Consider the following 18832-nt stretch of genomic DNA (forward strand, 5'->3'; position numbering starts at 1 on the left):
TATGTTCGAAACCATGTTTGAAAAAACGCCTTTTATTATTGCTGAATTATCTGGCAACCATGACCAAGATTTTGAACTCGCTAAAGCCATGATTCATGCCGCGGCGGACGCGGGCGTGGACGCTATTAAGCTACAGACTTATACACCAGATACCATGACACTAGATGTCCGTCATGGTGAATTCATGGTATCTGAAAGTGACAGTTTATGGCGTGGTACCAATCTTTATGATTTGTACCAAAAGGCCTCAACGCCTTGGGAATGGCATAAGCCTTTGTTTGAGTTAGCCGAGTCTTTAGGGTTAGTCGCGTTTAGCTCGCCTTTTGATTTGAGTGCCGTGGCATTTTTAGAATCCATCGATGTGCCTTTATATAAAATAGCTTCATTCGAAATGACCGATATCCCACTGATTCAAGCGGTTGCGCGAACAGGCAAGCCGATTATTATGTCCACTGGAATGGCGAGCGAAGAAGAAATCGCCGAAGCCGTAGCAACCATTCGAGCCATTGGTGATAACCCACTCACATTGCTTAAATGTACCAGTACTTATCCTTCCAAGATTGAAGACTCTAATTTGGTTACCATGGCGGATTTGGCTGAAAAAACGGGTTGCCCGATTGGCTTGTCCGATCATACTCAAGGTATCGGCGCTGCCGTAGCGGCAACAGCGCTGGGCGCCACCGTGATTGAAAAACACTTTGTGTTGGATCGTAGTGCGGGTGGTGTCGATGCTGAATTTTCTATGGAGCCAGAGGAAATGAAGGCGCTGGTTGTTGCTTGCCGTGCGGCAAAAGCGGCGCTTGGCACAGTGACATATGGCGGCTCTGATGCCGAACAAGCAGCGAAGAAATATCGTCGCTCTATTTATGTGGCTGCAGATTTACCTGCTGGCACCATATTGACCGAAGAGCACCTTAAAATCATTCGTCCTTCGTTTGGTCTTGCGCCTAAGCACTGGCCAGATGTAATAGGGAAAACATTAGTAGCCGATGCACAAAAAGGCCAACCCCTTGCTTGGGATATGATGGCGTGAAACTCTTGGTGCGAGCCGATGCTTCTGTCGAAATCGGCATGGGGCATAGAGTTCGCTGCCAAGCCTTGATTCATGCGTTTCAAGCACTAGGTTGGCAGTGTCAGTTTGTTGTGGATTGCCGCTATAAAGCCTTTTCAGCCCCTGAAGATTGTTTTATCGGAGGTCAACCTGGCAAAGCCAGCAAGGTTGAATTTTTATCGTTAGCAAAGCAAGCTGACTTGGTCATCTTAGACCATTATGACTACAGTGCCGACGATATTACCCAGCTCTATCAGCATCAAAAAAATCTCCTAGTATTGGATGATATGAATGATAGGGGAGAGTTTCCTGCTAAATGGCTGCTCAATCCTTTGCAGCAAGAATATTCCAAGTTAGTTGAGTTTCCATTAACAGGCAGTCGCTACGCATTATTAAGACCTGCTTTTCAACACCCTCAAGACAACCACAAGGTACCAGAGCAACTGCTCATTACGCTTGGTGGTACAGACCCGCTGGCGTTAACTTTGCCTATTCTAAATACCTTATTGGCGTCTAATTTTCCTCGGAAAAACATACAGGTTTTATTGGGTGCCAACGCCAAAGATGCCGACCAAGTGATTAAGTGTTGCCAAGATAATAGTATTGCTTTTGCGCAAGGTTTAACGGATGTTACGCCTTTAATGGAACAAGCAAGGATGGCCATTTCTGCTGCTGGTGGCACTTTATTTGAATTGGCTTGTATGGGCGTGCCTACGATATTTGCTCAGGTTGCTGACAATCAAACACGTTCTTTAGAGCAGCATGTTCCACTTGGTTGGTGTCGTTCACTTCGTTTTGATAACGTAGCGGAGGACATTAGATTGCAGCGTGTTGAATTGCTCGCTGAAGAGTTAAAGCGTCTGTGGCTGGACATTGAGTGGCAGCAAAATGCCCGTAAAATTGCCTGCAGTTTAGTTGATGGTAATGGTGCTAAACGCGTGGCAGAAACCATTAATTCCTATTTTTAAGTGCCATAATTTGCGTTAAACGCAACCAATCTTCTTCTGTGTCTAGGTCTTGAATTCTATGTCTTGGTAGCATCAAAGGCTTGGATTTAGGGCCAAATATTTCTTCATCAAACCAGTCTTGAGTGCTCGCCCAATAGAATTGTCCTGCATCGTGTATTGCCTCGGTTAAATCCTGTGAGCGCTTTCCAATGTGTTCAGGAAACATTGGCGCTAACTCACCATTTTCTTGGATATGAAGCGCCCGTTGGATAGGGAAGGCAAACGTCGTGGCGGAAAAACAAAAAGCTGTGAATTCGTTAAGCTGTGCCAAACCTTGCTGTAAATCATCCGGCGTTAGTAGCGGACAAGTGGCGTAAATTAAGCAAGCTTGATCTGGTGTTTTGCCTTCATCGATTAAACAACGTAACGCGTGTTGCATGACGGGGGTTGTGCCAGTCATGTGGTCGGCTAAATCGGCAGGGCGAAAGAAGGGGGTTTCGGCACCAAATTGACGTGCGACCTCTGCTATTTCTGTGTCATCGGTGGACACAATTACGCGATCAAATAACCCAGAAGCAATCGCTGTTTCGATAGAATAACCTATCAAAGGTTTGCCATCTAACAAGCGAATGTTTTTTCTTGGGATACGCTGAGAACCACCACGAGCCGGAATAACCGCAACGCGATAATTTTTTGGGTTGTCTTGCGAACGAGAGTGCTTTGTCATTGTTTAGGCGCTCATCACACGATTAGCAATTAAGGCGTGTTTTAAAATCAGTGCCACTCGCTCTTGTTGCTCATAGGTTAGATCGGCAAAAAGCGGCAAACTCAGAGTGCGAGCGTAATAGTCTTCCGCGATAGGAAAGTCGCCTTGTTTAAAACCAAGCGCTTGGTAATAAGGTTGCGTATGCACCGGAATGTAATGCACCTGAGTACCAATTCCGCCTTGACGTAAAATATCAAAAACGCCTTTTCTTGCCGACTTGTTATGTTCTGGTAATAAAATCGGACACAAATGCAGGGCCGAATAATTATCTTCTGCTTGATAAGGCAAGGTGACGGGCAAATGTTTTAACAAGGCCTTGTAGTTGGCAAATTGCTGATGGCGACGTTCGATAAAGTCATCTAAACGAGACAGCTGAGATAAACCCAAAGCAGCCTGCAAGTCCGTCATGCGGTAATTGAAGCCCAGCGTATGTTGCTCGTAATACCAATCTCCTGGCGTCTGGGTTAAGTCTTCAGGGGATTTGGTTGTGCCTTGTTGAGCATGAGTGCGCATGTGCTTGGCAAGTGTTTCATCGTTGGTGATTGCCATTCCACCTTCGCCAGAGGTAATGATCTTTACTGGGTGAAAACTGAAAATACAGATATCACTGTAAACCCCGTTACCCACATAGTTGCCTTGGTATTTCGCGCCAATAGCATGGGATGCGTCTTCTATTATCCGAAAGCCGTATTCTTTCGACAGTGCATGAATGGTTTGCATATCACAGGATTGACCCGCGAAATGCACTGGAATCACGACTTTGGGTAAGTTGTTGTTCGCCTTGGCGATGGCTAACTTTTCAGCCAATTTATTTGCGCACAGATTGTAAGTGCGAGGATCGATATCAACAAAATCGACGTTTGCACCGCAATAGCGTGCGCAATTCGCGGAAGCGATAAAGGTGTTAGGCGATGTCCAAACCGTGTCGCCCACTCCAACTCCTAATGCCAAACAAGCCAGATGTAACGCTGATGTGGCACTGTTTGCGGCGACGCCATAACGAGCACCGACCTTTGTGCAAATAGCCTGTTCGAAGTCACTGACGTAAGGGCCCTGAGTTAAAAAATCAGAGCGTAGCGATTTTACGACGGCCGCAATGTCGTCTTCGCTAATCGAGTGGCGGCCGTAAGGAATAAAATCATGCGTCATCGAAGGTTAAAATCTCTTTTACTGTTAAAAAGTGTGGATTGCTGCCAGATTGATACTCATAACCTGGTTCAACCAAATCGCCCGTTTCGCCTAAACGATTGTGCGCAAAATCCATATCATCTTGATAAAACTTGATGCTTGGCGCAATCACATAATGATCTTGAAACTCGTACGTATGAAAAGAATCATCGCCTGGGCACATGACTTCGTGAAGCTTTTCTCCGGGACGTATGCCAACATCTTTAGTTGGTATATTCGGCGCATAAGCGGCCGCTAAATCCATGATGCGCACAGAAGGAATTTTAGGAACGAATATTTCCCCCCCGTGCATGCGACGGAAGTTTTTCAGTACAAAATCCACACCCATTGGTAAGGTGATCCAGAAACGCGTCATGTCTGGGTGAGTAATCGGGATAGATTCTGCTCCATCAGCAACCAACTTTTGGAAAAAAGGCACAACCGAGCCCCGTGAGCCAACAACGTTACCATATCGAACCACAGAGAAGCGTGTGCGGCCTTGGCCAACCATGTTGTTGGCAGCGACAAATAACTTATCAGAAGCGAGTTTGGTGGCGCCATAAAGGTTGATAGGCGCAGCGGCTTTGTCTGTAGATAAAGCGATGACTTTCTCTACGTCATTAGCAATGGCGGCTGCAATCACATTTTCGGCACCATGAATGTTGGTTTTGATGCATTCCATAGGGTTGTATTCGGCAGCAGGGACTTGCTTTAGTGCCGCCGCATGAATCACAAAATCCACATCGCGCATGGCTTGCGTTAAACGGTCTTTATCTCGCACATCGCCAATAAAATAGCGCATGCAAGGCGCATCGAATTCTTGCTGCATCTCGTATTGTTTCAATTCATCACGTGAATAAATGATGAGTCGTTTAGGTTGGTAATTGGCCAATAGAGTTTTCACATACTGATGGCCAAAAGAGCCTGTACCACCAGTAATAAGAATGCTTTTGTTGTCAAACATGTTATATACCAAACTAAATAATGGAATTGAGGAGAGCAAGAAGCCTCGCCATTGTACTAAGAGCCTCTTAACTATATCGACTACTTTAGGTGAAACATTAATGAAATCAAGGAACTGCTTGATTTTTTGTACTTTGATTTATGTCTTTTACCATTAAAGATAAGTTCACCCCCCTCCCAGCCTCCCCCTTAGCAGGGGGAGGAGCTAGGTGCGATCTGGTTCCTTTCCCTTATCAAGGGAAAGGTTAGGATGGGGTCAGGGCTGTATGTTAAGAACGACGGGCAATACAATCCGCAATATGGTCGTTCACCATGCCGGTGGCCTGCATGAAAGCGTAGCAAGTCGTGGGGCCAAGGAATTTAAAGCCGCGCTTTTTCAGATCTTTCGCTAAACGTTTAGATAAGTCGGTAACAGAAGCGCCATCTGTATGATGTTCAATAGGGTTGTCGATGACTTGGTTGTCGCTAAATGCCCAGTAATACTGGCTAAACGAACCAAACTCATCAGCGATTTTCAAAAAAGCTTTGGCGTTGTTAATGGTCGCTTCGATCTTAGCGCGATGACGAACGATACGCTCATCTAATAATAATCGCTCGACATCAGCGTCTGTCATTTTAGCGACTTTTACAGGGTCAAAGTTATGGAAAAGGGCGCGATAGCCCTCTCGTTTACGTAAAATTGTAATCCAGCTTAGACCTGCCTGAGCGCTTTCTAGTACAATACATTCAAATAAGGATTGATCATCATAAATAGGCACTCCCCATTCAGTATCGTGATAATGAATGTATTCGGGAGATCCTAAACACCAAGCGCAACGTATGTTTTCCATGAATGACACTCCAATTGTGTAATAACGACATGCCTAACTGCGAATTAATCATATCAGACACTGTACTAAATAGTGTTCTGCTTAGGACGAGATAATATGAAGTTTAAACCGACTTACAGTAAAAAAGATGTCGAGGTTTTGGCTGACGAATGCCTTTATAAAGGTTTTTTCGAAATGCGTAAGCTGACGTTGAAGCACAAAAAATTTAACGGTGACTGGAGCCAGCCAATGACCCGTGAAATGATGGTGCGCAACGATGCCGTGTGTGTGCTTTTATTTGACCCAGTGGCCGACAAAATTTTATTAATCGAACAGTTTCGCCCTGCGGTACTGAACAGCGAGTCACCCTGGCTACTGGAATTGGTGGCAGGCATGGTGGAAGAAGGTGAAAGCGATGAAGATGTCGCACGCCGTGAAGCGTTCGAAGAAGCAGGTGTGACAGTAAAACGTCTTGAATACATGTTTAAGTTTGTTCCTTCACCGGGCGGTCTGGTGGAATACCTACGCATGTACGCTGGCGAATTTGATTCGAGTCTTGTAGATACGAAAACGGTGCACGGTTTAGACGAAGAAAATGAAGACATCAAACTTCACCTCGTCTCCTCTGATGATGCCATTGATTTGCTTAAAAATGACGTGGAAAACGCCAGTACCATCATGGGATTGCAGTGGTTTGCATTAAATAAAAGTGATCTTATAAAACGATGGTGTGCTTAATTAGATGAAGCCAGAAATATCTCGTTTAACAAATAAGAAGACTTGGCTAGAACCTTGTATCGGCCTCGTTTCCTTTGCATTTATGTGCGCCAATGTGCTGTTTTGGGCTTCGCTTGTACACCTTATTGCACCTTTATTGTTGTTGAAAAACACGCGCTACGCGAACCTTGCAGAGCAATGTGCTAATCGCTTGTATTACAACTGGCTTGCTTCCTGCGAATGGTGGTTCCAAAACATTTTAAATGTGAAATGGGAACTCGATGAAACCATGAAAGAGGACTTTGATCATTGGCATTTGATCATAGCGAACCATCAGTCTTGGGTGGATGTCTTTGCGGTCTTTGCTCAGCTTAAGGATCGTCGCCCTTTGCCAAGAGTGTTCATGAAGCAAGCACTGTTCTGGATGCCGTTTGTGGGAACCGCCACCTACATAATGGGGTTTCCTTATATGAAGCGTTATACTAAAGCTCAGATTGCTAAAAATCCTAAGTTGGCAGGCAAAGACCTAGCTACCACCAAACGTTCTTGTAAGCGACTGCTTAAAGACCCAAACTCCATTATGAGTTTTGTTGAAGGAACACGCTTTTCAGAAAAAAAGCATCGGCAACAAGCGTCGCCTTATCGCTGTTTATTAAAGCCAAAGGCGGGAGGCATCAGTTTTATATTGCAGACAATGCCGCAGAAAATAAAAAGTATTACAGACATCAATGTCTTATACGAGCAAGACAATATAAGCGGCTGGGATTTGCTTTGCGGTCGCATTGGTAAAGTGAAAGTCATGGTGCGAGATGTGGCCATTCCTGACACCATGTTAACGCCAGAATACCAAGCCGCAGGGAAAGATAGAGAGCACTTTTTTACTTGGTTTAATCTATACTGGCACGATAAAGATACACGCATGAGCCATCAGCTTGCTGCTTTAAAACAGGCAAAGACTTTGGGCTCAGAACAAGAATTTTCAAAAGGAAATACGTCGCAATAAAATGACGAATGCTATGAAAACATCGAAACAATATGTACCAGATTTAGTGAGTTTACAGATGCTTGGTGAATTAAATTATCGCCGACTAGGTAAACTCCTGCGCGGTCATGAAGAGATGGATTCGTGGAGTTTTTCGATTCACAGTGCCGGCGATCAAGAGAGTCGCTTACGCCTCACCTTGGGCAAAGAAAGCCGCTTCACCTCTGAAATAGCGCTAGAGTTTGGTCCGGAAATTCCTAAACAGCTGCTTTTCAAAACCACACTATCTATGACGGTGCGTTTGTATCATGATGTCGGTATCGCAGAGATTACGGATGGGCATCGCCAATACAGCGGAACGTACCCATATCCAAATGATGCCATGCTGCACAGAGACGAGAAGTTTCGTCTTAACCAGCAGTTAGCCGATTTGTTAGAGCTGTGTTTGAAACATGGTCATAGACTGAATGACACCTTATCCTTTCAGTTTGCCTGACTGTAGTTTTTTTAATCGTAAATTGCTTGATAGAGAAGACCACCTTTGACTGTTTTACTATACATCCACGGTTTTAATAGCTCTGAGCGATCCCATAAAGCCACCGTTCTTAGTGAAGCGGCAAAAAAGTTTGGGGTGTCCGATGCGGTCGTGTCTCCCCGTTTGTCTTGGCAGCCTGCGCAAGCCATTAAGCAATTAGCAGACATTATCGAGGCGAATCAAGCACAAGACATTACGTTAATTGGCAGCTCCTTAGGTGGTTTTTATGCGGCTTACTTAGCAGAAAAATACCATCTGAAAGCCATATTGGTTAATCCAGCTGTTCAAGCACCTATCTTGCTTCAAGACTATCTAGGTCCGCAATCTAACCCTTATACCGGCGAAGAGTATGAATTAACGCAAGCACACATGGCCGAGCTAGAGGAATTGGTAGTGACCGATCCGACAGCCGAATATTATTGGCTGATGATTCAGGAAGGTGACGAGGTCTTGGATTATCGAGAGGCCCTTAAAGCTTTCCCTCAAACAGCACGCCTTACCCATGAAGAAAATGGCAACCATAGCTTTACCGAATTTGAACGATTTTCCGAAGATATTCTTCGTTTTGCTGAAATATTAACCGAGTAAGCTACTGCTTTTATTGGAGTATTTCACACAGTATAAAACCAGTGATAGACTCTAACCCATTGAATTGATACTCGCTCACGTTGTAATGTTTGATAATACAACGTACGACCAACTTGGAAGTAAAAACACGCATGTCTGCAAAAGAATATAACGCCGGATCGATAGAAGTTCTTAGTGGTTTAGAACCCGTACAAAAACGTCCCGGGATGTACACAGATACCACGCGACCTAACCACTTAGGCCAAGAAGTTATTGATAACTCGGTTGATGAAGCCTTGGCTGGTCATGCCGATCGCATCGAGGTCATTTTATACAAAGATGGTTCGTTAAGCGTAGAAGACAACGGCCGCGGCATGCCGGTAGATATTCACCCTGAAGAGGGCGTATCTGGTGTTGAATTGATCCTAACGAAATTGCACGCAGGCGGTAAATTCTCAGGGGATAATTACCAATTCTCTGGTGGTTTGCACGGTGTTGGCGTGTCTGTTGTGAATGCCTTGTCTACCTCCCTTGAAGTGTGGGTGCGTCGTAATGGCATCCAGTATCATATTGGCTTTGAAAATGGCTTTAAAACGTCAGAGCTGAAAGAAATTGGTACCGTAGGTAAGAAGAACACCGGGACAAAAGTTAAGTTTACAGCCGATACAAAATACTTCGACAGTCCTAAATTTTCGCTTTCCCGTCTAAAGCACCTACTTAAAGCCAAAGCCGTACTTTGTTCTGGTCTGCATGTTGTCTTTATTGACCAAAGTGGCAGTGAAGAAGTGCGTGAAGAGTGGTTCTATCAAGATGGCTTAAAAGACTACCTTGCCATTGCGAACCAAGGTTTTGTACTGCTGCCTGATGAGCCTTTTATTGGCGGTATGACGGAGAAAACTCAAGGCGTCGATTGGGCAGTTCAATGGCTGCCGGAAGGTGGCGAATTAGTGACAGAAAGTTACGTTAACTTGATACCAACAGCCCAAGGCGGTACACATGTTAACGGTTTACGAACGGGGTTGCTAGAAGCGATTCGAGAGTTCTGTGAGTTCCATAACTTATTGCCTCGTGGCATCAAGCTAACCGCTGATGATGTGTGGGATCGTTGTAGTTATGTGTTGTCAGCGAAAATTCAAGAGCCACAGTTTTCGGGACAAACCAAAGAACGTTTGTCGTCTCGCCAGATCGTGGCGTTTATTTCAGCAACCGTAAAAGACGCCTTTAGCTTATGGTTAAACAAGCACGTTGAAGACGGTAAAAAGATTGCTGATATTGTAATTAATAGTGCGCAGAAACGTCTTAAAGCCAGCAAAAAAGTCGTTCGTAAGAAAGTGACTCAAGGGCCTGCTTTGCCGGGTAAATTGGCCGACTGTTCTGGGCAGGACTCGTCGCGCAGTGAACTTTTCTTAGTGGAAGGGGACTCAGCGGGTGGATCAGCTAAACAAGCGCGCGAGAAAGATTTTCAAGCCATTTTGCCTTTGCGCGGTAAGATCTTAAATTCATGGGAAGTAGACTCTGCGCAAGTATTGGCTTCCCAAGAAATACACGATATTTCTGTCGCTTTGGGTGTGGATCCTGGAGAGGAAGACTTAAGTGGCTTACGCTACGGCAAAGTATGTATTTTGGCCGATGCGGACTCGGACGGTTTGCACATAGCGACATTGATTTGCGCGTTGTTTGTTCGACACTTTCCTGCTTTGGTTAATGGTGGTCATGTCTTTGTTGCCATGCCACCGCTATACCGAATAGACATTGGAAAAGAGGTTTATTACGCTCTTGATGACGAAGAAAAAGACATCACATTGCATAAAATTGCCGCTGAAAATAAACGTGGTACGCCAAATGTACAGCGATTTAAAGGCCTGGGTGAGATGAACCCTTCCCAATTACGCGAAACCACTATGGCGCCAGATACGCGTCGCCTAATCCAGTTAACCATGGAAGATAAGCCAGATACTGACGAGCTTCTAGACAAACTGCTGTCGAAAAAGCGTGCAGGGGATCGTAAAGGCTGGTTAGAGACATATGGCAACTTGGCGATTATTGATTAAACCTACTGTGTTTTTATCAGGCCAAGCTAAAATATAAGTATCGCTCAACAAAATGGAAACGAATGAATGTCTGAAGAAAACGGCGATGATGTCATCAGCGAAGAAGTCCTTTACGAAAAGATTGACCACTATTTATTGACGTTCGGTACAGATCGTTCGTTGATGTGTGTGTCCGAACTCGATGGCTTTCTAACCGCGTTAGGCTGTTCGATAAAAGAGTTGGAGCCAGATGTGTGGCTTAATGCAATATGGGGCGCGGATGAAGACCAACCCGTATGGGACTCGACAGAACAAGAAGATGAATTTCTAAGCCTAGTGTTAATCATGTATATGGAAACCATGAACAGCTTATTGTTCGGGGATTTCTATCCTGTTTACCTAGAACAAGAAGTAGATGGTGAGTTTACCATTTTGGTTGAAGAGTGGTGTGTGGGCTTTATTCGAGGCGCTAAATTGATTGGTTTAGGCGTTGGCGGAGACAGAGAATTCTTTGACGAAGTGCTTGCTCCTGTGCGTCTGTTTGGGACAGAAGCCGGATGGGAGAAGTTAGAAGGCATGGTCGATGCAGAGGTGACATTCTGGAAGGAAACACTAGAACCTTCGATCCTGCGTTTGGCTAAACACTACCATCCTGAAATGCAAGCAACGAGCAAAGTGGAAGGCAAACGCACATTGCATTAATCATGCAATGACTAGAGGACGTATTCCAAACTTATTTTGTGTATAAAAAAACGTGATGCAGGTTTAGCCTGCATCACGTTTTTTTTTGCTTAGTTAGGGATTAACCCACTACTTTTGCGATGCTTTCACACAAGTAATCAATGTTGCTATCGCTGACACCAGCGACGCTCATACGACCAGTATCAGCAATGTAAATAGAGTATTCACTGCGCAAAGTGCGAACTTGTTCTAACGTCAAACCGGAGTAAGAGAACATGCCGCGCTGATCTTTGATGAAGCTAAAGTCTTTGCTCACCCCAGAGGCCGCCAATTTCGCTACAAGTTTTTCACGCAAGCCGTTAATACGGTCACGCATTGCCGCCACTTCTAGTTCCCATTCCGCTTTCAGTTCTGGGTTGCTCATAATGGTATAAACCACTGCGGCACCGTGAGCTGGTGGCATAGAGTAGTTGGCACGAATGGCTTGACCGATAATAGAAAACGCAGCATTGGCTTCATCAGCAGATGCAGCAATAACACTTAAGCCGCCACAACGTTCACGGTAAATGCCAAAGTTTTTCGAAAAAGAGTTCGCGATCAACATATCTTGAACATTCGCAGCCATGTGACGTAAGCCCGCTAAGTCTTCGTCTAAGCCATCACCAAAGCCTTGGTATGCAGCGTCAACCAATGGTAACAAACCACGCTTATTAACGAAGTCTGTTAGCACTTTCCAGTGATCAAGTTGTAAGTCAATGCCTGTTGGGTTGTGGCAGCAAGCGTGAAGCAACAATACATCGCCTTCTTTCACTTCGGCTTCTAGTTTTGCCATCATATCGTCAAAGCGTAAGCCGTTCGTTTCAGGATCGTAGTAAGGGTAATCTTTAACTTCTACGCCTGCAGAATCAAAAATAGACTTATGGTTACCCCAAGTTGGATCACTTACCCAAAGGCGAGCGTCTTTCAAGTTCGCGCTGATAAAATCCGCAGCGACTTTTAACGCGCCAGTACCGCCAGGAGTTTGAGTAGAGCGAATACGCCCAGAAGCAATCAGCGGATTGCCTTCACCCAAGATCAAATCTTTGATAATGGCTTCAAATTCAGTTGCGCCATAAATACCTAGATAGCTTTTAGAATCTTCTTGTTCAAGCAAAATAGCTTCCGCTTTTTTAACCGTATTTAAAATCGGTGTATTGCCATTATCGTCTTTATAGACACCAACGCCTAAATCGATTTTCTTTGGGTTCGTATCTTGCTTATGCGCAATGATAAGGGCTAAAAGAGGGTCGCCAGAAACAGGTTTAAGATGCTTGAACATGATATTTAAAGGGTCCTTATGGTGTGCCACAGTAAAATCGCTGTGGTTAAAATCGTTGCTTAAATAGCTTCTTCATTTTGCCGTTTTTATGACAAAATACAATGCAACATAAAGTGAAATTTCCGCAATACTGTAAAGAAATAAAGACACTTCGTTTTCCTGCTTTCAAGAGCCAACTTATGACCTCTTTTCAATGTCGCTTTCAAAGCCTAAATACTTGGTTAAAAGCACATACTCAACTCTGGCAATTCGACACCTTTGCTCGCTTAGACAACCCTTGGGCACAGGCTTATCCTGAGTTGGCAGCACTGTTAGAACGCGAAAATCGAGTAATAGAAAATGAGGCTTTCTATGAACAAGTATTTCAGATTTGCCCAGACTTAAAAATCGCACTTAGCTTTTCAAAGCCTGATTTGCTTGATGCATCACCGAAGCGAACACTTACAAACGAATTGCCAAGCTATGTCTCGGCGGGAATAAAAGGGCGCAAATGGTCGCAAATCCAAGCCTTTGTTGCTCACACCCCCAAAGCTAACAACTATCTAGAATGGTGCGCAGGAAAAGGCCACCTTGGCAAACTGCTGGCTTTCCATCACCATGCCCCGGTGCACAGCGTAGAATGGCAAAAAGCCTTGTGCGAGGCGGGCGAGCAAGAAGCCAAACGCCTAAAGCTACCGCAAACCTTTACTCATGCCGATGTATTAAAGGGAGAAGGGCGATCTAAGTTAGCAAACGCTCACTGTGCTGTCGCACTCCATGCCTGCGGTGATTTACATCGTGAACTGATCGAACAAGCGGTTGCCGCTAATACGGCCGTGTTGTGTATTTCCCCTTGCTGCTACCACTTAACAAAAGACAGCCACTACCGACCATTTTCAAAAACCGCGCAACAATCTGGCCTTAACCTGCGTCAAGCCGACCTCAAACTGGCCGTCAAAGAAGTGGCTACCGCAGGCGCCCGTGAACAACGCCTCAAACAACTGGAACTGACTTACCGTCTCGGCTTCGACGCATGGCAACGCCACGCCCGCCAGCAAGACGACTACCTTCCTGTTCCCTCTATTCAGAAAGCCCTGCTCAACCAAGGCTTCGATGCTTTTTGCCATTGGGCCGCCGAACAAAAAGGCTTAACCGACTTAATCGCCAAAAATCCATTGGAAAGCTTCGAACAACAAGGCGAACAACGCTACCAACAGGTACAAAAACTCGAAGCCATCAGCCAACTCTTTCGTCCCGCACTGGAATACTGGCTCGTCCTCGACCGTGCCATGTACCTAGAAGAAAACGGCTACCAAGTTGAAATCGGCACCTTTTGCGAAAAAGCCCTCACGCCTCGGAACTGGATGATCAGGGCGGGGCGGTGATTAGTGAACTGTAGCGTGATGAGCTCTTTCCATTTCGGAAACAGTTCATCAAGAGGGCATAATAGAGGTTAAACGCAAACTTGAGTATTACAACCTAGATGCTGTCATCTCAGTCGGCTATTGAGTTAACTCGGTGCAAGCGACCGAATTTCGTATCTGGACGACTCAACTCATTAAGGATTACATCATCAAAGGTTTTTTCATGGATAATGAGTGTCTTAAAAAAAGCGTCTACTTTACCGCCGCACAGGCGGTTTAGAAAATGTAGATAAATAAATTAATAGGGTAGAATGCAAGAGATTATTCATCCTATTAAAGGGAGTTATGTGATGTTTATGCGTTATATTTTTGGTTTTGTGTGTTGTTTTTTAAGTACTATATCATTCGCTCAAAGCTGTGAGCTGAAAGTTGAGCCCAATCATTCTAAGTGGTTTGGAGCTTATTTGGGGAGTGATATTGATGATGTGAAGGCATATCTTAACTGCGAGAACCTGTTGTTTTCATATGAAGTGCCTCCAAAATTAAATCAAGAAAACTATGTGAAAAATCAGTTCTTATTTGTCGATGAAGACTGGCAGCCAAGTTATATCGATCCGAGTGCTACTATTGCTTATGCTTTTGATCCTGCAGGTGAATTGTTTGATATAACTGTCTCTTGGAAAAGTATGTCAGAGAATAGTTTTAATATACTGCTTGATTTTTTAATGGATAAATATGGCACCGAATCCGTTAAATTTAATAATGCTTACTTATTTTATGACAAAGAGAATAGCGAGACGGTACTTTTAGATAAAGTAGCAGTATCGGGTGGTGTAGGGCACAGATATAGACTTCTTATCCAGCCCTTTTTTACAGAATAAGAGTAATAGATCACTGTCTAATTAGCATTTTTTATAGGTTTTAAACAGTGATCTATCCAATCTGATTAAATCAAGTCACATCAAGTCAAACAGTAGGGCTTTGACGCGTTTTTCGCCGAGTCTTTCAAAGTTAATTTCAGATACATCTTCAATTTTTGCGCCGTCGCCTGGTTTAACTGTGATGCCATCACCTAGGGACAATTCGCCTTCGATCAGGTGCACGTAGTAGTGGCGGTTGTTGTCCGCTTGCCATGTTGCTTGTTGCTGATCTTCTAGTATCAGTTGGATCAGTTGCATGTTTTGTTTTATGTGCAGTGTGCCATCTCTGCCATCAGGTGTGATGATGGTGGTGAAGCCTTGTGCTTGGCTAAATTCTTTTTGTTGATAGCCTGGTTGCCCGCCCAGTTGGTTTGGTTGTATCCAAATTTGTAGGAATTTCAGCATGTTTGTTTTAGAGGCGTTAAATTCGCTGTGATAAATGCCTTTGCCTGCGGACATGAGTTGGTATTCGCCTGCTGGTAGTTCTTTTACGTTGCCTGCGCTGTCTTTGTGGGCGATGGTGCCTTCTAGTACTAGGCTGATGATTTCCATGTCTTTGTGACCATGGGTGTCGAATCCTGCAGCGGGTGTCACTGTGTCGTCATTGATGACGCGAAGGTGTGAAAATCCCATTTGCTGAGGGTCGTAATAGTTACCAAACGAAAACGTATGATAGCTGTTTAACCAACCGAAGTTTGCGTGTCCGCGGTCTTGTGCATGACGTAGTGTAATCATTGTTTGGCTCCTTAATGGCTGTTGCTCTTTTTGAGGCTATGAAGTGAGTGTAGGTGTTGTGGAAAAGAAAGAAAATCGGAAGGTTTTGAGCTAATATTTCAAAAAATTTGAACAAAGGTTTGGTTATGACATACGCGGTGACGTTGGAAGCATTAAGAGTGTTGGAGGCGATTCATCAGTTGGGCAGTTTTGCCGCGGCGGCGGAGGCTTTGTTTAAAGTGCCGTCGGCATTGACCTATACAGTCAAGAAGTTGGAAGACGATTTGGGTGTGGCTTTGTTTGATCGCTCGCGCCAAAAAGCGGTGCTGACTCCTGCTGGGCATTTGGTGTTGGAGCAAGGTCGTAGCATTTTAGAGGCTGCCATGCGCTTGGAAGATTCAATTAAGCAATTTGAGTCTGGCTGGGAGCCGAAGTTAAGAATCGCCCGTGATACAGCGTTGTTGGAATCGCCTTTGATGTCGGTGGTCGGAGAGTTCCTTTCGCAGAACCGACCGGTGGAGTTGACCTTGTCAGAAGAAGCCGTTGGTGGTGGGTGGGATGCATTACACGATGATAGAGCGGATTTGGTGATCGGGGCGACCGGTGAGTTGCCAAAGGGAAATGTTCATATTCGTGCTCTTGGTGAAATAGAGTTTGTGTTTGCGGTGTCGCCGACGCATCCACTGGCGTTGGCTGACGGGCCCATTACTGCGGCGCAATTGCGCCAATATCCTTCTATTGTTGTTGCTGATAGTTCAAAAATTTTGCCTGCACGAAGCAGTGGGGTTTTTGAGAGTCGGCAGGTGCTTAGGGTCGATACCATGCGCAGTAAAATTCAGGCGCAATGTTTGGGGTTGGGTGTTGGGTATTTGCCAAAACATCGTATTGCTGACGAGTTAAGCTCTGGGCGTTTGGTGCTACGCCAGTGTGAGTTGCCAAGGCCAAATCAGATGGCGTATTTGGCATGGCGTAAAGAGGACCCAGGTCGAGGGTTGTCTTGGTTTGTTGAGCGATTAGCCATGCAAGACTGGCAGCTTTTTCAAAAAACAGACTGATACCTCGTGCTTTCAGGCAGGGGACATTTGAGACTATTTTTAAGGAGTATTTGTGTTTTCTCTCTCTCTTTCTGTGTTGCCAGTATTTTTGCTTTTGATGGCGGGGGCTATTTGCCAGCGTTGGCGTTTTCCTATGGAGGGGTTTTGGTCTGGTGTCGATAAGTTTACTTATTGGGTGTTATTTCCCGCTTTGTTGTTTAGTAAGACGTCGCAGATCGATTTCAGTAATCCTATGCTGCCAAAGTATGCGTTTATTTTGTTGTTTGCTTTGCTAGTAACAGCTGTGTTTGTGTTTACCTGTACTTGGTTGATGAAGGTGGTCGCGCCGACGGCATCGTCTATGCTGCAAGCCGGTGTGAGGTTTAACACTTTTGTTATGTTGGCTTTAGCGGGCAGTTTGTACGGCAATGATGGTTTGGTGTTGGCGGCGTTGGGCGCTTCTGTGTTGATTCCTTCTGTTAATGTGTTTTTGGTGGTGTCCATGACCTTGATGCATGGGTCGTCGTCAGTTGATAGTTCATCAGCCAATTCCTTGCCTCGTTTGTTAAGTGGCGCTTTGATTCGCAACCCTTTGATTGTGTCTATTGTGCTGGGCAGCGGTTTGAATTTGCTAGGGCTGACGCCGATCATTTTGGTTTCTGATGTGCTTAGTATGTTGTCGCAGGCGGCATTGCCATTGGTGTTGTTGGCGGTTGGTGCGAGCGTACGATTTGAAACAATTCGCTCTGTTGGTATGACGTTTGTGATGTCTGCTGTGGCGCGTTTTGTGGTGTTTCCATTGGTAATTGGTTTGATGTGCTGGTGGCTAGATGTTCGTGGTTTGCCTGCGTTGGTGGCGGTGTTGTTTGGTGTGGTCCCAACGGCAACATCGGCTTATGCGTTGGCTCGTCAGTTAGGGGGCGATGCAGATAGGATGTCAGCGTATATTACGATGCAGACGTTATTGTCTGTGGTGACTTTGCCTGTGAGTGTTTGGTTAAGTCAGTTGTATTTGATGTGATGTAACGCGCACTTTAATGAATAAAAAATACCATATTGTGAATAAAACAGTCATGTTGCAGTGCTTTTTCATATCAATATTGATATGAAATTCGCTGTAACTTGCATTTGAAAGGTAAGGTGAGGAGATATAGTGTGAATCGTAGGGCGTGAGTTTGTCTGTAAATACAGATAGATGATGCTCCCTTTAGTACTGATCACAACAAAAACAAAAAGGAATCTAGTATGAAATCTCTTTCTATTCGCCCATCACTTCCATGGTTGGGTGCATTCAAGCGCAAGGCTGTCTTGACCACTTTTTCTGTATTACTTCCTGTGTTGTCCGCTTCGGCGATGGCTGCGGATCTCACGATAGGTTTCTCGCAAATTGGCTCAGAAAGTGGCTGGCGGACGTCTGAAACCGAATCCATTAAAGCTGAGGCAGAACGCCGTGGCTACGATCTAAAATTCTCTGATGCGCAACAAAAGCAAGAAAACCAAATTAAAGCGGTGCGTTCATTTATCGCGCAAGGCGTGGATGGCATTTTGCTGGCGCCTGTGGTGGAAACAGGTTGGGATCAGGTGCTGAAAGAAGCGCAACGTGCCAAGATCCCTGTTGTGTTGATCGACCGTGGCGTGGCGGCAGATCCAAGTTTGTACCTAACGAAAGTGGCGTCTGATTTTAAAGAAGAAGGCGCATTAGCGGCATCTTGGTTGGCAGCGAAAACCAATGGCCGTTGTAATATCGTCGAGTTGCAAGGTTCGGTTGGTTCTTCTGCGGCTATTGACCGTAAGACGGGCTTTGATTCTGTTATTAGTAACTTCCCTAATATGACGATTACTCGTTCTCAGTCTGGTTCATTTACTCGTGCTGGCGGTAAAGAAGTGATGGAAAGTTTCTTAAAAGCCGAAGGCGGTGCGAAGAATATTTGCGCGCTATTTGCTCACAACGACGATATGGCGTTGGGTGCGATTTTGGCGATGAAAGAAGCGGGCGTGAAACCAACCAAAGACATTTTGGTCGTGTCTATTGATGCTGTGCCAGATATCTTTAAAGCGATGGCTGACGGTGAAGCCAATGCCACTATCGAGTTGAATCCTCATCTTGGTGGCCCAGCATTTGATGCCATCCTAGCGGCTCAGGATGGTAAAAAAGTCGACAAATGGATCAAGGCAAACGGTCCTTTGTATCTTCCTGATACGGCGGCTGCGGAATACGCTAAGCGTAAATAATATTGCGTCACACTTAGGAGCACGGTGCTTCTAGGTGTGGATTATTGTTTTATGTT

At 45.0% G+C, this 18832-nt stretch carries 20 protein-coding genes; 14 read left to right on the forward strand and 6 right to left on the reverse strand.

What is annotated here, in order from left to right:
• Window position 1 precedes the first annotated feature (1 nt).
• Window positions 2-1033, forward strand: a complete 1032-nt coding sequence (pseI, locus tag C1X04_RS04095) for a pseudaminic acid synthase (protein ID WP_137169234.1) — start codon at window positions 2-4, stop codon at window positions 1031-1033.
• Window positions 1030-2019 carry a UDP-2,4-diacetamido-2,4,6-trideoxy-beta-L-altropyranose hydrolase gene (gene pseG / locus C1X04_RS04100; RefSeq protein ID WP_137169235.1) on the forward strand — a complete coding sequence of 330 codons (990 nt, stop codon included), beginning with the start codon at window positions 1030-1032 and terminating at the stop codon, window positions 2017-2019. The genes pseI and pseG overlap by 4 nt, the downstream gene beginning before the upstream one ends.
• On the opposite strand, the gene pseF is transcribed toward pseG, so the two are convergent.
• From pseF to C1X04_RS04120, 4 genes are all read right to left on the reverse strand, one after another.
• Window positions 2003-2725, reverse strand: a complete 723-nt coding sequence (pseF, locus tag C1X04_RS04105) for a pseudaminic acid cytidylyltransferase (protein ID WP_137169236.1) — start codon at window positions 2723-2725, stop codon at window positions 2003-2005. The genes pseG and pseF overlap by 17 nt on opposite strands.
• 3 nt (window positions 2726-2728) lie before the next feature.
• Window positions 2729-3913: a UDP-4-amino-4,6-dideoxy-N-acetyl-beta-L-altrosamine transaminase gene (gene pseC, locus C1X04_RS04110; RefSeq protein WP_137169237.1), complete on the reverse strand. Its 1185-nt coding sequence runs from the start codon at window positions 3911-3913 to the stop codon at window positions 2729-2731.
• Window positions 3903-4895: a UDP-N-acetylglucosamine 4,6-dehydratase (inverting) gene (gene pseB, locus C1X04_RS04115; protein WP_137169238.1), complete on the reverse strand. Its 993-nt coding sequence runs from the start codon at window positions 4893-4895 to the stop codon at window positions 3903-3905. The genes pseC and pseB overlap by 11 nt, the downstream gene beginning before the upstream one ends.
• Window positions 4896-5163: 268 nt before the next feature.
• On the reverse strand, window positions 5164-5724 hold the full coding sequence (locus C1X04_RS04120) for a DNA-3-methyladenine glycosylase I (RefSeq protein ID WP_137169239.1): 561 nt from the start codon (window positions 5722-5724) through the stop codon (window positions 5164-5166).
• A gap of 96 nt (window positions 5725-5820) precedes the next feature.
• On the opposite strand from C1X04_RS04120, the gene C1X04_RS04125 reads away from it, so the two are divergent.
• The 6 genes from C1X04_RS04125 to C1X04_RS04150 all read left to right on the forward strand — a co-directional run bounded on the left by C1X04_RS04125 (window position 5821) and on the right by C1X04_RS04150 (window position 11236).
• Window positions 5821-6441 (forward strand): NUDIX domain-containing protein, encoded by a 621-nt coding sequence (locus C1X04_RS04125; RefSeq protein ID WP_137169240.1) that lies wholly within the window; start codon window positions 5821-5823, stop codon window positions 6439-6441.
• Window positions 6442-6445: 4 nt separating this feature from the next.
• Window positions 6446-7423 carry an acetyltransferase gene (locus C1X04_RS04130; RefSeq protein ID WP_137169241.1) on the forward strand — a complete coding sequence of 326 codons (978 nt, stop codon included), beginning with the start codon at window positions 6446-6448 and terminating at the stop codon, window positions 7421-7423.
• A 13-nt stretch (window positions 7424-7436) separates the two neighbouring features.
• On the forward strand, window positions 7437-7898 hold the full coding sequence (locus C1X04_RS04135) for a DUF1249 domain-containing protein (RefSeq protein ID WP_245927032.1): 462 nt from the start codon (window positions 7437-7439) through the stop codon (window positions 7896-7898).
• A gap of 45 nt (window positions 7899-7943) precedes the next feature.
• Entirely contained in the window at window positions 7944-8525 is a 582-nt protein-coding gene (locus tag C1X04_RS04140; RefSeq protein ID WP_137169242.1) for a YqiA/YcfP family alpha/beta fold hydrolase, read from the forward strand.
• A gap of 131 nt (window positions 8526-8656) precedes the next feature.
• Complete coding sequence (gene parE / locus C1X04_RS04145) at window positions 8657-10555, forward strand: DNA topoisomerase IV subunit B (protein WP_110575355.1); 1899 nt, start codon at window positions 8657-8659, stop codon at window positions 10553-10555.
• Between the two features lie 66 nt (window positions 10556-10621).
• A complete protein-coding gene (locus C1X04_RS04150) occupies window positions 10622-11236 on the forward strand; it encodes a UPF0149 family protein (RefSeq protein ID WP_137169243.1) in 615 nt (204 codons plus the stop codon).
• Between the two features lie 100 nt (window positions 11237-11336).
• Here the strand turns inward: C1X04_RS04150 and C1X04_RS04155 are convergent, their stop codons facing one another.
• Window positions 11337-12533 (reverse strand): amino acid aminotransferase, encoded by a 1197-nt coding sequence (locus C1X04_RS04155; protein ID WP_110575359.1) that lies wholly within the window; start codon window positions 12531-12533, stop codon window positions 11337-11339.
• Window positions 12534-12712: 179 nt separating this feature from the next.
• On the opposite strand from C1X04_RS04155, the gene C1X04_RS04160 reads away from it, so the two are divergent.
• The 3 genes from C1X04_RS04160 to C1X04_RS04170 all read left to right on the forward strand — a co-directional run bounded on the left by C1X04_RS04160 (window position 12713) and on the right by C1X04_RS04170 (window position 14757).
• On the forward strand, window positions 12713-13897 hold the full coding sequence (locus tag C1X04_RS04160; RefSeq protein WP_254682325.1) for a methyltransferase: 1185 nt from the start codon (window positions 12713-12715) through the stop codon (window positions 13895-13897).
• Window positions 13898-14030: 133 nt separating this feature from the next.
• The gene (gene rhuM / locus C1X04_RS18845; RefSeq protein ID WP_217494991.1) at window positions 14031-14156 is read left to right on the forward strand and encodes a RhuM family protein; all 126 of its coding nucleotides are present in this window, start codon (window positions 14031-14033) and stop codon (window positions 14154-14156) included.
• 31 nt (window positions 14157-14187) lie between these two features.
• Window positions 14188-14757: a hypothetical protein gene (locus tag C1X04_RS04170; RefSeq protein WP_110575363.1), complete on the forward strand. Its 570-nt coding sequence runs from the start codon at window positions 14188-14190 to the stop codon at window positions 14755-14757.
• A 75-nt stretch (window positions 14758-14832) separates the two neighbouring features.
• On the opposite strand, the gene C1X04_RS04175 is transcribed toward C1X04_RS04170, so the two are convergent.
• Window positions 14833-15531, reverse strand: coding sequence for a pirin family protein (locus C1X04_RS04175; protein ID WP_137169245.1), 699 nt, complete (start codon window positions 15529-15531; stop codon window positions 14833-14835).
• 125 nt (window positions 15532-15656) lie between these two features.
• Between C1X04_RS04175 and C1X04_RS04180 the strand changes: the two genes are divergently transcribed.
• The 3 genes from C1X04_RS04180 to C1X04_RS04190 all read left to right on the forward strand — a co-directional run bounded on the left by C1X04_RS04180 (window position 15657) and on the right by C1X04_RS04190 (window position 18776).
• Window positions 15657-16565 (forward strand): LysR substrate-binding domain-containing protein, encoded by a 909-nt coding sequence (locus C1X04_RS04180; protein ID WP_110575367.1) that lies wholly within the window; start codon window positions 15657-15659, stop codon window positions 16563-16565.
• A 52-nt stretch (window positions 16566-16617) separates the two neighbouring features.
• On the forward strand, window positions 16618-17565 hold the full coding sequence (locus C1X04_RS04185; protein ID WP_137169246.1) for an AEC family transporter: 948 nt from the start codon (window positions 16618-16620) through the stop codon (window positions 17563-17565).
• A 224-nt stretch (window positions 17566-17789) separates the two neighbouring features.
• Window positions 17790-18776, forward strand: a complete 987-nt coding sequence (locus C1X04_RS04190; protein WP_110575371.1) for an ABC transporter substrate-binding protein — start codon at window positions 17790-17792, stop codon at window positions 18774-18776.
• The last annotated feature ends 56 nt before the right edge of the window (window positions 18777-18832 follow it).

Source organism: Marinomonas sp. FW-1, assembly GCF_005222245.1.
Classification (GTDB): Bacteria; Pseudomonadota; Gammaproteobacteria; order Pseudomonadales; family Marinomonadaceae; genus Marinomonas; species Marinomonas alcarazii.

What these genes read in the sequence shown, in the direction of transcription:
- C1X04_RS04130 (WP_137169241.1), top strand. Translation starts at nt 6,446, where the DNA reads ATGAAGCCAGAAATATCTCGTTTAACAAATAAGAAGACTTGGCTAGAA.
- C1X04_RS04125 (WP_137169240.1), top strand. Translation starts at nt 5,821, where the DNA reads ATGAAGTTTAAACCGACTTACAGTAAAAAAGATGTCGAGGTTTTGGCT.
- pseC (WP_137169237.1), bottom strand. Translation starts at nt 3,913, where the DNA reads ATGACGCATGATTTTATTCCTTACGGCCGCCACTCGATTAGCGAAGAC.
- pseI (WP_137169234.1), top strand. Translation starts at nt 2, where the DNA reads ATGTTCGAAACCATGTTTGAAAAAACGCCTTTTATTATTGCTGAATTA.
- parE (WP_110575355.1), top strand. Translation starts at nt 8,657, where the DNA reads ATGTCTGCAAAAGAATATAACGCCGGATCGATAGAAGTTCTTAGTGGT.
- pseF (WP_137169236.1), bottom strand. Translation starts at nt 2,725, where the DNA reads ATGACAAAGCACTCTCGTTCGCAAGACAACCCAAAAAATTATCGCGTT.
- C1X04_RS04155 (WP_110575359.1), bottom strand. Translation starts at nt 12,533, where the DNA reads ATGTTCAAGCATCTTAAACCTGTTTCTGGCGACCCTCTTTTAGCCCTT.
- pseB (WP_137169238.1), bottom strand. Translation starts at nt 4,895, where the DNA reads ATGTTTGACAACAAAAGCATTCTTATTACTGGTGGTACAGGCTCTTTT.
- C1X04_RS04170 (WP_110575363.1), top strand. Translation starts at nt 14,188, where the DNA reads ATGCAAGAGATTATTCATCCTATTAAAGGGAGTTATGTGATGTTTATG.
- C1X04_RS04190 (WP_110575371.1), top strand. Translation starts at nt 17,790, where the DNA reads ATGAAATCTCTTTCTATTCGCCCATCACTTCCATGGTTGGGTGCATTC.
- C1X04_RS04160 (WP_254682325.1), top strand. Translation starts at nt 12,713, where the DNA reads ATGACCTCTTTTCAATGTCGCTTTCAAAGCCTAAATACTTGGTTAAAA.
- C1X04_RS04150 (WP_137169243.1), top strand. Translation starts at nt 10,622, where the DNA reads ATGTCTGAAGAAAACGGCGATGATGTCATCAGCGAAGAAGTCCTTTAC.
- C1X04_RS04180 (WP_110575367.1), top strand. Translation starts at nt 15,657, where the DNA reads ATGACATACGCGGTGACGTTGGAAGCATTAAGAGTGTTGGAGGCGATT.
- C1X04_RS04175 (WP_137169245.1), bottom strand. Translation starts at nt 15,531, where the DNA reads ATGATTACACTACGTCATGCACAAGACCGCGGACACGCAAACTTCGGT.
- C1X04_RS04120 (WP_137169239.1), bottom strand. Translation starts at nt 5,724, where the DNA reads ATGGAAAACATACGTTGCGCTTGGTGTTTAGGATCTCCCGAATACATT.
- C1X04_RS04135 (WP_245927032.1), top strand. Translation starts at nt 7,437, where the DNA reads ATGAAAACATCGAAACAATATGTACCAGATTTAGTGAGTTTACAGATG.